Raw genomic sequence first — 13067 nt, forward strand, 5'->3', positions numbered from 1 at the left:
TTCACTGCCGAAGGCGTCATGGGAAGCTCCGTGCGTCCCTTGACCGCACCAGACGTGCCAGGGGTTCAGATTTCCTTCACCAGGCGCAAAGCGTCGTAGATGGCCGCGTGGGTGTTGCGAGCAGACACGGCGTCGCCGATCCGGAACAGTTGGAAGCGTCCTTCGGGATGAGTGACGATGTTCTGTGCCGTGCCAGCGATCAGGTCATGCTGCTCTACCGCGCCGCCATTGGTGGAGAGAGGACGCAGCTCGAAGTACAAGTCATCCAGCGGAAGCGTGCCGTGGTTGACGACCACCTGATCGACCACGCGCTGCTTGTGAACCTGTCCGTAATCGCTGCCAAAGGTTGCAACGAGCCCGCCATCACGTTTTTCCACTGTATCGACCCGGTAGGTCACGGTGAAGGTGACGTCCAGATCCTGCAGGCTGCGCATGTAGGGCACCAGGTTCATGGCCATGACTTCAGGTGCAAACGAGCGGTCAGGGGTGACGATCTCCACGGTCGCACCGCTTTGTGCGATCACCTCGGCAGCCTGCAGTGCAGCATGATCCCCCGCATCGTCGAAGATCAGTACGTTGCGACCGGGCTTGATGTCGCCGGAAATGATGTCCCAGGTTGAAACCACGAGTTCGTTGCCTTTGCTGAGCACCTCGGTATCCGGCAGGCCGCCGGTCGCGACAATAACCACGTCTGGCTCGAAGGATTGCACGGTGTCGGCTTCGGCCCAGGTATTGAAGTGAAACTTCACCCCCAGCCGTTCGCATTGTGCCATCCGCCAATCAATGATGCTGATCATCTCGCGACGACGCTCGCTCAGCGCAGTCAGACGAATTTGCCCACCAGGTTGATCAGCCGCTTCAAGCACCGTCACGTCATGGCCGCGCTCACCGGCGACCCGCGCCGCTTCCAGCCCGGCAGGGCCGGTTCCGACCACCAACACCTTGCGCTTGACCGCCGCTTTGGGAATGTCATGAGGCATGGTGGTTTCCCGCCCCGTCGCGGCGTTGTGGATGCAGTAGGCCGCGCCGCCCTGATAGATGCGATCCAGGCAATAGTTGGCGCCCACGCAAGGGCGAATGTCTTCTTCGCGCTTCTCGATGATTTTGCGCACGATGTGCGGATCGGTCATATGCGCGCGGGTCATGCCCACCATGTCCACTTTGCCCGAGGCGATCGCGTAGCGCGCGGTGGCCACGTCGGGAATCTTCGCCGCGTGGAAGGTCGGAAAGCCCGTAGACGAGCGGATCTCGCCAGCGAAGTCGAGATGGGGCGAGTTGCGCATACCCTGAATCGGGATGACATCGGTCAGCCCTGCATCCGTATCGATGTGACCGCGTACGACGTTCAGGAAGTCGACCAGTCCGCTGTCCTTGAGCATGTGAGAAACCTGCATGCCCTCGCTGGCAGTGAAGCCGCCGGGCAGTTCTTCATCACCGGTGTAGCGAACTCCCAGCAGAAAATCTTCGCCTACCCGCTGGCGGATGCCACGCAGGATGTCGAAGGTAAAGCGCATGCGGTTTTCCAGCGACCCGCCGTAAGGGCCGTCGAGGTCATTGGTCAACGGCGACCAGAATTGATCCATCAAATGCCCGTAGGCCTGAAGCTCCAGACCATCGAGACCTGCCGCCTTCATGCGCTCCGCGGCGTCTACATAGTCCTTGATGATCCGCTCAATGTCCCATTCCTCCATTTTCTTCGGGAAGGAGCGGTGCGACGCCTCGCGGCGGTGTGACGGCGACACCACCGGCAACCAATCGGCCTTGTCCCAGCGGGTACGGCGGCCCAGGTGGGTCAACTGGATCATCACTGCCGCGCCATGTTCGTGGCATTCATCGGTCAGGTCCTTCAACCATCCAACTACTTCGTCCTTGTAGGCAAGCACATTGTTGAACACCGGCGGGCTGTCTCGGGATACGGCAGCGGAACCGGCGGTCATGGTCAGGGCGACACCGGCTTTGGCGCGCTCCACGTGGTAGGCGCGATAGAGATCCTTGGGCATACCGTCCACAGGGTAGGCCGGTTCATGGGAGGTGGTCATGATCCGGTTTCTGAGGGTCAGGTTTTTGATTTTATAGGGTTGCAGCAAGGGATCGCTGGACATCGTGGTGCGCTCCAAAGTGGGCCTCATCAGGCTCGGTGACTTAAAATTAGGATAAATGTACACCTGTGTCAACGATTGGTGACACAGGTGTACATTTTGCTTGCGTGCCAAAAAAACCAGGATTAACATCCGCCCAAACAAGGACGAATGTCGCTCGTCCGCGTCTGTCATCCATTTAGAAAGGAGAGAAGCGTGACTGAGTTATTTGATATTCGTTTGGCCAGCAAACAAACTGCCTTCACTGAAATCCCGGTCATAGATATTTCGCCACTCATAAACGGCGAAAATCCGCTGCGGGTGGCAAGCCAGATAGGTGAAGCGTGCGAAAAGGTGGGGTTTTTTTATATAAAAAACCATGGTGTTTCGCAGCAACTGATAGACGAGATGTACAGGCTCACCAAACTTTTTTTCAAGCTTCCAGCCGACGAGAAGAACTCACTTAATATCGTGAACTCTGGGCTTACGCTACGTGGTTACATCCCGATGTATGCGGAAAACGTAGATCCAGCCAATACGCGCGATTTCAAAGAGTGCTTTGATTACGGCGCCCATTACGATGAAGTTTCTCCGTTTTTTGGCCCTAATCAAATGCCGGCCGGGCTGCCGCAATTCGACACGGTTGCCGAGGCTTATCATTCAGCTGTATTGGCGCTTGCGAGAACGCTCATCGGCGGCATCGCGCTGAGTCTGGATTTGCCGCAAAATTATTTTGAACAACGCCAACGCAAGCCCATCACTATTCAGCGCGTTTTGCGTTATCCGCCTCAGATAGGAAAGGTCTCCCTGGAAGAGATCGGTATTGGTGCTCACACGGATTACGGCTTCCTGACAGTCCTGTCTCAAGACACAGTTGGCGGTTTACAAGTCAAGAACCGTGCAGGGGAGTGGGTTACTGCCCCACCCGTTGAAGGCACTTTTATCGTCAACATTGGTGATCTGGTTCAAACCCTCACCAACGATCGCTACACCTCGACAATGCATCGCGTCATAAATACTAGCGGTTTAGAGCGCTATTCAATTCCTTTCTTTATTGATTTGGATTTTGATGCAATTGTTGAGCCTGTGCCAACCTGTGTGAGTGAAGCGCTACCCGCGAAGTACGAAGCGTACACTTGTGGTAAACACAAATTTAAGCGTTTCGTTGATAGCTATGCGCACCTGAAAGTCGAATAGGGAGTTTTCTATGTGCATCCTGTATATGGCCGACCCCGCCGATGCGCAGAAATGGCGAGATTGCCTGGCAACGCTCGCCCCACAACTAGAGTTCCGCCAATGGCCTGATATCGGTAACCCGGCAGGGGTGCACTACATCCTGGCTTGGGAGCCTCTAACCAACCTGGTGGAACAGTTTGGTAATCTTCGGCTTCTCTACGCTGCAGGGGCTGGAGTTGATCAGTTCGATCTGGCTCGTTTGCCTGCTAACGTGTCGCTAATAAGACTGGTAGACAGCTCGATGGCTGACATCATGGCCGAATATGTTCTGTTTGGTGTTCTTGCCTTGCATCGAGAAATCCTCGCTTACCAAGAGGACCAGCGAAGTGGTCGCTGGCAACCTCGACCAATCGTGCATGCTTCACAGCGGCGTGTTGGTGTCATGGGGGTTGGCAATCTCGGACGCGCCGCGCTTGATCGCCTTCAGCCATTAGGTTTTCAGCTCAGTGGCTGGAATCGCTCTTTGAAGGAGGTGCCAGGTGGCCACTGTTACGTCGGCCCGGACGAACTCGAGGCGTTTTTAGGGCAGTGCGATATCCTTGTGAACATGTTGCCACTGACCCCCGAAACAGACGGGATACTCAATGCTGCGAGGCTCGATTGCCTGCCTCATGGAGCTGGACTGATTAACGTGGGGCGTGGCGCCCACGTTATAGAAACGGCTTTGCTTTCAGCGTTGGATGAAGGCCGTATGGGAGGAGCCATACTGGATGTCCTGGTACAAGAACCTCCTTCTCAAGACAACCCACTTTGGAAACACCCTCGAGTGCTCCTGACCCCTCATGTTGCAAGCGATGTGCAGATTGAGGGGGGTGTGGCAGTGATAGTTGAGAATCTCCGAAGAGAGCGTGAGGGAATGCCCCTGTTGAATGTGGTTGATCGGTCTAAAGGCTATTAGTGAGGGAGGGGAAGAGTGGAAGCTCCAGTCGAATACCATCGATACTGACCTATAACTTAGCTAAACTAAACAACCATTTAGTTTAGTTATAATTTCTGGTTATTAATGAAGGAGGGGAGTTGACCAGATGATCCAGAGGCAGCTCATCCTTATTCGCTATCTTCCAAATATGTGCTGTATCTTTCAAACATACGTGTATTCGGTAACAAGCCCCGTAAATAAAGGGCTACAGCCATCTGCGGTGGCCACTCAAAGGAGTATGCAATGGCTCATTTTCCAAGCTGGATGCTTTAATGCGCTCACAATTACCTGAAAGCCGCTGAGATTCTGGATGTGCAGAACCTACCGCACGTTGCCCAGGTCGATGCGGCGATTGACATGGAAACCCTGCTCAAGAGCTTTATTTCCGTGCCTGACCAGCATCAAGGCACATCCGGCGAGATCTACAAACTCGACGTCTAGCGTTGGCCGCGGCATAAGCACGATCTATTGACGTTGTTCCATGCGATGCCCGAACCGATTCGTAGCGGCTTGGCCCTGGACAGCCAGGAAGATTCCTTCGAGAGATACCGCGACGTGTTCACCAACAGCCGGTATCCGTATGAGTCGAGCAGCTGGAAATTTTCCGATCCGGTACTGATGAGGAGCTGCGGTGGACTCTGGCCAATATGGTTGGCTATTCAAGGTGCAAGGTTCTCACGATCCGTTCGGTCCTGGATTACCTGATTGAGGTGCAGGCATGAACTGCAGCAGAGTGATCGAGGCCTGAGCCTGGCTTCAAACCTGACCACCAGGCGCTCCCAACTCCGCGTATGATATTACGCATAATGTATATTATGTTAAATGCAATATCATTTGTCGCTCATTGTTCGACAATCAACCATCCGGGGCTTGACGGCGAATTGGCTTTTGGTGTTTCCTGAAACCGGTTTCAGTGCTATCTCACGAAGCACCCGACCTTATAAATCCAATAAGAAGGTTTCAGACCGTGAACGATTTCTCCGCCGCCCAGCGCAGCCGCGTGACCATGCTCGACGTGGCCGAACACGCCAAGGTCTCCAAGGCCAGCGTTTCGCGGTTCATTGGCGATGATCGCGCCCTGCTTTCCGATGCCATTGCCCAGCGCATCGAACAGGCAATTGCCGAACTCGGCTATCGCCCGAACCAGATGGCCCGTGGCCTGAAACGCGGGCGCACTCGCCTGATCGGCATGCTGGTGGCCGATATCCGCAACCCTTATTCAATTGCCGTGATGCACGGGGTGGAAACCGCCTGCCGTCAGCACGGCTATAGCCTGGTGGTGTGCAACACCGACCGCGACGACGAGCAAGAACGCCAGCACCTGGCCCTGCTGCGCTCGTACAACATCGAAGGCTTGATCGTGAACACCCTCGGTCATCATCGTGACGAGTTGCACGAACTGCACCGGGAAATGCCCCTGGTACTGGTGGATCGCAAGGTGGAGCACCTTGAAAGCGATATGGTCGGGCTGAACAACCCGCAGGCCATCGACATGGCCCTTAACCACCTTGAAGAACGCGGTTATTGCGATGTGTTGCTGGTGACTGAGCCGCTTGATGGCACCAGTTCGCGAATTGAGCGGGTCAGCAGCTTCAAGGCACAAATCGAGCAACGCCCGGCGCTTCGCGGCACGCACATCGAAACAGGCAGCGAACTGACCGCACAATTGAAATCCTTCCTCGACACGCCTGGCCCCGGCCCGAAGACGCTGTTTTGCGCGAACGGGATTGCCGCGCTCGCCAGCACCCATGCGTTGCGTGAACTCAAGTGCAACCTGTTCGATGACGTGGGCTTGATTGCCCTCGATGACCTGGATTGGTACCCGCTGGTGGGCAGCGGCATTACCGCCCTCGCACAGCCGACCACCGAGATGGGCGCCAGTGCTTTTGAGTGCCTGCTCAAGCGGCTGCGCGGGGATGACGGGGCGGTGCGGACGCTGGATTTTTCGGCGCGGCTGATTGTGCGGGGGTCGACCCGTGGGAATTTGCGTTGAATGTTAAGGCCTGCTCGCGAAGAGGCCCCAAGTAGCACTAAAAATTTTTTTGAACAAAAATGAAACCGGTTTCAGAGGTAGAAAAACAATGAATAGACCAGCCGTTTCCATCAGCCTTTCCAGCTACGGCGCCGACCTTGTGCGTCAACGCGGCCAGGGCAGCTTCATCGAGATTCTCGCCGCCGCCGGCGCCACGCGCATTGAGTGGCGCGAAGAGTTACTGACCATCGAAGATCCCGCTCAACTGGCCGATGCCACACAAGCAGAAGGCCTGCAGAGCGTGTATTCGTCGCCCATGGAGCTATGGCTGGCCGGGCAATCCAAACCCAACGCCGAACTGATCACGGCCCTGCAACGCGCCCAGGCATTCGGCGCCAAATGGCTGAAGGTGTCGCTGGGCTATTTCACCGACAACAGCGATCTGCAAACCCTCGCCCGTGTGCTGGGCAAAAGCGCCGTGCAGTTGCTGGTGGAAAACGACCAGACCCTGCACGGCGGCCGCATTGAACCCTTCCAGCGTTTTTTCGCGGACGTCGAGCAGCACAACTTGCCGATAAAGATGACCTTCGATATCGGCAATTGGCACTGGCAGGACCAGTCTGCCGCCAGCGCCGCGCGCTTGCTCGGGCGTCACGTCGGTTACGTGCACTGCAAAGCGGTGACCCGCCGCGCCGACGGCAAGCTGGTGGCCATCCCACCCGCTGCCAGCGATTTTCAACAGTGGGAACACCTGCTGCGGCACATGGCCCAAGGCGTTATGCGGGCCGCGGAATATCCGCTGCAAGGCGATGACCTGGTGCAACTGACCACCGAGCACGTCGCTGCCCTCGCCCACCTCGGCCAATCGCAGCTGGAGAGTGCTCATGTCTGAGATCGATATTCTGTCCTTCGGCGAGACCATGGCGATGTTCGTCGCCGAACAGGCTGGCGATCTGGCCAGCGTCGGCGCTTTCCACAAACGCATTGCCGGGGCTGACAGCAACGTCGCCATTGGCCTTTCCCGACTGGGCTTCAACGTGGCATGGCTGAGCCGTGTCGGTGCCGATTCGTTGGGCCGGTTTGTGGTCGACACCCTGGAAAAACAAGGCCTGGATTGCCGCCACGTCGACATCGACACCGCCCACCCGACCGGTTTTCAACTCAAGTCCCGCACCGACGACGGCAGCGATCCGGTGGTCGAGTACTTCCGCCGTGGTTCGGCGGCCAGTCACCTGTCGCCGCACTCGATCGTGCCCGAATTGCTCAAGGCCCGACACCTGCACGCCACCGGCATTCCCCCGGCTCTGTCGGAGTCGGCGCGGCAGATGTCGTTCGAGTTGATGACCCGCATGCGCGAGGCCGGGCGCAGTGTGTCCTTCGACCCGAACCTGCGCCCGAGCCTGTGGGCCAGCGAACGACAAATGATCACCGAGATCAACCGCCTCGCCGCCCTCGCCCATTGGGTCCTGCCGGGGTTGAGCGAAGGTCGCTTGCTGAGCGGTTTCGAAGACCCGGCCGACATCGCCGCCTTCTACCTCGACCAGGGCGCCGAAGCCGTGGCGATCAAGCTTGGCCCACACGGGGCTTACTACCGCACACATCTTGATCAAGGTTTCGTGGCTGGCGTACCGGTGCAAACAGTGGTCGATACGGTGGGTGCCGGCGATGGTTTTGCCGTCGGCATGATCAGCGCGCTGTTGGAAAACCAAAGCGTTGTCGAGGCCGTGAAACGCGCCAACTGGATTGGCAGCCGTGCGGTGCAGAGTCGGGGGGATATGGAGGGGTTGCCGACCCGCGCCGAAATGGCCAGCGAATTTGAGGCCGCCATCGCGAGCAAGCTCGCTCCCACAGGGGATATGTGTCGAACCTAGATCCCTTGTGGGAGCGAGCTTGCTCGCGATGAGGCCAGTAAAGGCACCGAAGATTTAAACCGTTACCTGCTGCGACAAAAACAACAAGCTCAGGAGCACCACCATGAAAACCGCAACGCTCGCCACCCGCCGCTGGTGGTACATCATGCCCATCGTGTTCATCACCTATAGCCTGGCGTATCTGGATCGCGCCAACTATGGATTCGCCGCCGCGTCCGGCATGGCGGCGGACCTGATGATCACACCAGGGCTGTCGTCGATGCTCGGCGCGCTGTTCTTCCTCGGCTACTTTTTCTTCCAGGTACCCGGCGCGATCTACGCGCAGAAACACAGTGTGAAGAAGCTGATTTTCGTCAGTCTGATCCTCTGGGGCAGCCTGGCGACGTTGACCGGGATTGTCTCCAATGCCTACTGGCTGATCGTCATTCGCTTCATGCTTGGCGTGGTCGAAGCGGCAGTGATGCCGGCAATGCTGATCTACCTGTGCCACTGGTTCACCCGCGCCGAACGCTCGCGGGCCAACACCTTTCTGATCCTCGGCAACCCGGTGACCATGCTGTGGATGTCGGTGGTCTCGGGCTATCTGGTGCAGCATTACAGCTGGCGCTGGATGTTCATCGTCGAAGGTTTGCCAGCGGTGTTGTGGGCATTCATCTGGTGGCGTCTGGCCGATGATCGTCCATCACAAGCCAAGTGGCTCAACGATCAGGAAAAACAGGACCTGGAAAGCGCACTGGCCGCCGAACAGGTCGGCATCAAGGCCGTGAAGAACTACGCCGAAGCGTTCCGCTCACCCAAAGTGATCATCCTGGCCCTGCAGTTTTTCTGCTGGAGCATTGGCGTGTACGGTTTCGTGTTGTGGCTGCCGTCGATCCTCAAGGCCGGCGCGCAGATGGACATGGTCCAGGCCGGCTGGCTGTCGGCGCTGCCGTACCTCGCGGCCGTGATTGGCATGCTGCTGGTGTCCTGGGGTTCGGACAAGCTGCAAAAACGTAAACGTTTCGTCTGGCCGCCTCTGCTGATTGCTTCGATTGCCTTCTACGGCTCGTACGCATTGGGCGCTGAACATTTCTGGTGGTCCTACACCTTGCTGGTAATTGCCGGGGCCTGCATGTACGCGCCTTACGGGCCGTTCTTCGCAATCATTCCGGAAATCCTCCCGGCCAACGTGGCGGGTGGTGCCATGGCGTTGATCAACAGCATGGGCGCGCTGGGTTCGTTCGGCGGTTCTTATCTGGTCGGTTACCTGAACAGCTCCACCGGTTCGCCCGGCGCGTCGTACTTGTTGATGAGCGGTGCGCTGATGCTTTCGGTGGTGCTGACGATGTTCCTAAAACCCGGCGCCAGTGACCGCGAGCGGCCCACAGTAGCGCGCACCGCCACTGCACACTCTTGAATCGATGTTGAGATAACCACCATGAAAAAGCAGGTCGTTCTATACAAGAAACTCTCGTCGCCGCTAATGGCTCGCTTGCAAGAGCAGACCGAGGTAACAGTGATCGACAGCCTCGACGCCGAGGGCCTGGCGAGACTGCGTGATGCCCTGCCCCGTGCCCATGGCTTGCTCGGTGCAAGCCTGAAGCTGGATGCCGGACTGCTCGACCTGGCACCGAACCTTGAAGCCGTCGCCAGCGTGTCGGTGGGGGTCGACAACTATGACATCGATTACCTGACCGAGCGGCGCATCCTGCTGACCAATACGCCGGATGTGCTGACCGAAACCACCGCCGACACCGGTTTCGCGCTGATCCTGGCAACGGCCCGGCGGGTGGTGGAACTGGCGAACCTGGTGCGCACAGGCGGTTGGCAGCGCAATATCGGCCCCGCACATTTCGGCATCGACGTGCACGGTAAAACCCTGGGCATCATCGGCATGGGCCGCATTGGCGAGGCACTGGCCCAGCGCGGGCATTTCGGCTTCGGCATGCCAGTGATCTACCACAGCCACTCGCCCAAACCGGCGGTCGAGCAGCGCTTCGATGCGCAATACCGCAGCTTGAACGACCTGTTGCAGCAGGCGGATTTCATTTGTCTGACCTTGCCGCTGACTGCGCAAACCGAGGGGCTGATCGGCACCGATGAGTTTGCTTTGATGCGCCCGGAAAGCATCTTCATCAACATTTCCCGGGGCAAGGTGGTGGACGAAACCGCGTTAATCGACGCATTGCGCCGAGGACAGATTCGCGCGGCCGGGCTGGATGTGTTCGAGCGTGAGCCGCTGAATCCGGATTCGCCGCTGTTGCAGTTGAGTAATGTGGTGGCGACACCGCACATCGGCTCGGCGACACATGAAACACGGGAGGCGATGGCCAGGTGCGCGCTGGATAATCTGCTGGCGGCGCTGGCGGGTGAGCGGCCGGCGAATCTGGTGAACACCGGGGCATGGAAGCGTTAGCCGTTCATCAAGCCACTGCTCCCGACAAGATTGAGGCAGCGGCTCAGCGATTGGTCGCTGCCGACGCCACGTATATCTCGCTGAACTTCGACAATCCTGAATTGAAACGGATCTTGCCATGGACTTTATCCTTGGGGGCTAGCAGCACAATTGCCCCCACGATCACTTCGAAAATCCCGGCACCGACAATAACCAGGCCGGTTTCAAAGCGGGCATACAGCGCAGCACCGCAGGCACCGGCAATCAGAATCGACGCGCCCAGCGCCGCAAAACGCAGCCGTGCCAGCCCGGCGATTTCGCTTTGTCTGAACCGGGTTTGAATCAGCAGAATGAAGGATATGTCGATCAGTGGCCCGCCGAGTGCCGCAAGACTTGCGCCGACCATCATCCCCGTGAGGACGTGTTCCGGTGGCAGGTACAGCACCGCCGCACCGATGATCGCGATGCCCAGGCCGTTAACCACGGAACCGAAGGTAAACCCGTGATACAAGCGACGGATCTGCAGATTGCCCACAACAAAAATGGAGATCAGGTTCCCTGCCCCGTAAGCCCCCATGATCAGGCCGTAGGCAGCAAACCCCTGTACCCCGAATCCCTGGATATCGTATTTGACGACTGCCAGCGCCATGCCGATCGATATCCCCACACTCCAGGCAACATTGCCCAGTCCCGCACACACATACACCGCCTGCATCTGGCTGCGTCCCGCAAGACTTCTCCAACCGGCGGTAAATCCGGCACGCCGGCTTGTTGCCTTGACAGGTTGGCGCGGCAACGCCTTGCCCAACTTCATGACCGCCCACGCGGAGATCAGGAAGGTGATGCTATTCAGGGTAAATAGATGCTCGATCGGGATCAGCAGCGTAATCGCCGCTGCCAGCATTGGCCCGATCACCCGGGCGACCCGGATGATCGCATCGAACAGCGCATTGACCGATTGCAGCTGGTCCGGCGCCGCGGCAATCCACGGAAGACTGGCGCGCAGCGCCGGCTCGAACAACGAGTTGACGATCATCATGAGCATGAGCGGCACCGCCAGCATCCACAGACTCATGATGCCGAATCCCCAAGCAAGCACCGGAATCAAGGCAAGCCCGGCCCGCGCCAGGTCGGCGCCGATCATCGTGCGACGGTGGTCCCAGCGCTCAGCCCATATTCCGCCCAGCAAAGCACCTGCCAACGCGGCAGCACCGCGTAAAGCACTGAGCCAGCTTGCATCGGTTCCGGCGATCTGCACCGCCATCCAGGCGATGGCAATCGCGAAGAGTTCGTCACCGATCGAAGAAAGCGCCAACCCTCCCCACAGCAAGGCTACGGGCCGCTGAAGCAACGGCCTGAACAATTTCATATCATCAACTCCGCACAGTCACTCAACAGGTCTGAAAAAAGCCTGTCGTCTCGTTACCCGCGATCCTGAACACCCCACTCGCGAGCACTCCCCTCTCCTCCACCTCAATGCAGTCTCCGATGTGGGAAGGGCACGAACCCACTAGACTTCCGGTGGGTGAAGCACCACCTACATTTACAACCCGCATTGCCAGGCCAACGACGATGCCTTGCAGATGGCGCGCGCCTGCATTCCCCACATCGCCATCGTTCACTTATTGGACAACCTGAGAACGGAGTAACGGATGCTTTATTTTCAGCAAATGTTGGGCACCGCCGTGTTTGCCATTACCGGATTGTTAGCTATCCAAAAGGTAGGTGTCGATCTGTTCGGGGCCGTAGTGCTGGGCATCATCACTGCTATTGGTGGTGGCACCATTCGAGACCTACTGCTGGATCAACCGATTTTCTGGATTGCAGACTTCAACTACATCTGGGTCGCATTGGTTACCTCACTACTGGCATTTTTTCTCACCAATAGATTGCACAAACGCTATCAGCTATTGCTGTATCTCGATGGTTTTGCGGCCGCACTGTTCGGATTAGTCGCTACTGAGAAAGTGATGGCATTACAGCTTGGTGCACCTTTGGCAGTGATGATGGGCGTGCTGACCAGTATTGGAGGCGGCATAGCGCGTGATGTGCTAGCCGGCAGGGCCTCGTTGTTGATGTCACGTGAGATCTACGCCACGCCAGTCCTGCTGGGGTGCACCTTGTATGTCTTGCTGCGCGATACATTTCCGTCAATCCGGATCGCTGGTTGGATCGCTTTGATACTTACCTCTGGATTCAGGTTTCTCGCCATTTATAAAGGGCTCCAAATGCCAGCGATTTTCTCCACCAGGCAGAGGTAAGTCACGCGAGCTTGATGGCCCCGCCTTGGATATCGTCCCGCGCCATTCGCAAGTCATTGGCGTCTTGGTTGAGCCGATGAATCAAGTTCAGTAATCGTTGGCGCAACACCTCATCCTGGAGCTGCTCTGCAGCACGCATCACATCAAGCGCCGCTGCCTCATTGTTGGTGGCAACGGAATCGAGCAGTTTGCGCATGCTTCTTGATGGCCGATTCATCTCCAACCCTCCCTGGTTTCGGTGGTGCGAATCATATGGCCGGAATGTTTCGTTAGTGTTTCAGCTGTACGAACTGGTTTTGAATCATCGACCCTGGCTGGTTTGACACTAGCTGGAGTGACACCCCTGAGGGGACGAT

12 protein-coding genes are annotated in these 13067 nt (G+C 57.6%); 9 read left to right on the top strand and 3 right to left on the bottom strand.

The window, feature by feature from the left end:
• Window positions 1-65 precede the first annotated feature (65 nt).
• Window positions 66-2102 carry an oxidoreductase gene (locus AB4O40_RS03035; protein ID WP_414919089.1) on the bottom strand — a complete coding sequence of 679 codons (2037 nt, stop codon included), beginning with the start codon at window positions 2100-2102 and terminating at the stop codon, window positions 66-68.
• A 192-nt stretch (window positions 2103-2294) separates the two neighbouring features.
• Between AB4O40_RS03035 and AB4O40_RS03040 the strand changes: the two genes are divergently transcribed.
• The 8 genes from AB4O40_RS03040 (at window position 2295) to AB4O40_RS03075 (ending at window position 10471) form a co-directional block, all read left to right on the top strand.
• Window positions 2295-3275, top strand: a complete 981-nt coding sequence (locus tag AB4O40_RS03040; RefSeq protein ID WP_056724860.1) for an isopenicillin N synthase family dioxygenase — start codon at window positions 2295-2297, stop codon at window positions 3273-3275.
• 10 nt (window positions 3276-3285) lie between these two features.
• The gene (locus tag AB4O40_RS03045; RefSeq protein ID WP_223541194.1) at window positions 3286-4212 is read left to right on the top strand and encodes a 2-hydroxyacid dehydrogenase; all 927 of its coding nucleotides are present in this window, start codon (window positions 3286-3288) and stop codon (window positions 4210-4212) included.
• Window positions 4213-4545: 333 nt separating this feature from the next.
• Window positions 4546-4674, top strand: coding sequence for a hypothetical protein (locus AB4O40_RS03050; protein ID WP_263291639.1), 129 nt, complete (start codon window positions 4546-4548; stop codon window positions 4672-4674).
• A 526-nt stretch (window positions 4675-5200) separates the two neighbouring features.
• Window positions 5201-6226 (top strand): LacI family DNA-binding transcriptional regulator, encoded by a 1026-nt coding sequence (locus AB4O40_RS03055; RefSeq protein WP_460056177.1) that lies wholly within the window; start codon window positions 5201-5203, stop codon window positions 6224-6226.
• An 88-nt stretch (window positions 6227-6314) separates the two neighbouring features.
• Window positions 6315-7097: a sugar phosphate isomerase/epimerase family protein gene (locus AB4O40_RS03060; RefSeq protein ID WP_460056174.1), complete on the top strand. Its 783-nt coding sequence runs from the start codon at window positions 6315-6317 to the stop codon at window positions 7095-7097.
• Entirely contained in the window at window positions 7090-8076 is a 987-nt protein-coding gene (locus AB4O40_RS03065) for a sugar kinase (protein ID WP_056724867.1), read from the top strand. The genes AB4O40_RS03060 and AB4O40_RS03065 overlap by 8 nt, the downstream gene beginning before the upstream one ends.
• Before the next feature lie 103 nt (window positions 8077-8179).
• A complete protein-coding gene (locus AB4O40_RS03070) occupies window positions 8180-9472 on the top strand; it encodes an MFS transporter (RefSeq protein WP_056724869.1) in 1293 nt (430 codons plus the stop codon).
• A 21-nt stretch (window positions 9473-9493) separates the two neighbouring features.
• Window positions 9494-10471 (top strand): 2-hydroxyacid dehydrogenase, encoded by a 978-nt coding sequence (locus AB4O40_RS03075; RefSeq protein WP_056724871.1) that lies wholly within the window; start codon window positions 9494-9496, stop codon window positions 10469-10471.
• A gap of 43 nt (window positions 10472-10514) precedes the next feature.
• Here AB4O40_RS03075 and AB4O40_RS03080 read toward each other — a convergent pair whose 3' ends face one another.
• Complete coding sequence (locus AB4O40_RS03080; RefSeq protein WP_460056169.1) at window positions 10515-11819, bottom strand: MFS transporter; 1305 nt, start codon at window positions 11817-11819, stop codon at window positions 10515-10517.
• Between the two features lie 283 nt (window positions 11820-12102).
• On the opposite strand from AB4O40_RS03080, the gene AB4O40_RS03085 reads away from it, so the two are divergent.
• Window positions 12103-12711 (top strand): trimeric intracellular cation channel family protein, encoded by a 609-nt coding sequence (locus AB4O40_RS03085; RefSeq protein WP_056724874.1) that lies wholly within the window; start codon window positions 12103-12105, stop codon window positions 12709-12711.
• A gap of 1 nt (window position 12712) precedes the next feature.
• Here AB4O40_RS03085 and AB4O40_RS03090 read toward each other — a convergent pair whose 3' ends face one another.
• Window positions 12713-12928, bottom strand: coding sequence for a hypothetical protein (locus tag AB4O40_RS03090; protein WP_056724876.1), 216 nt, complete (start codon window positions 12926-12928; stop codon window positions 12713-12715).
• Between the last annotated feature and the right edge of the window lie 139 nt (window positions 12929-13067).

The sequence above is a fragment of the Pseudomonas sp. S2_F07 genome (assembly GCF_054668325.1).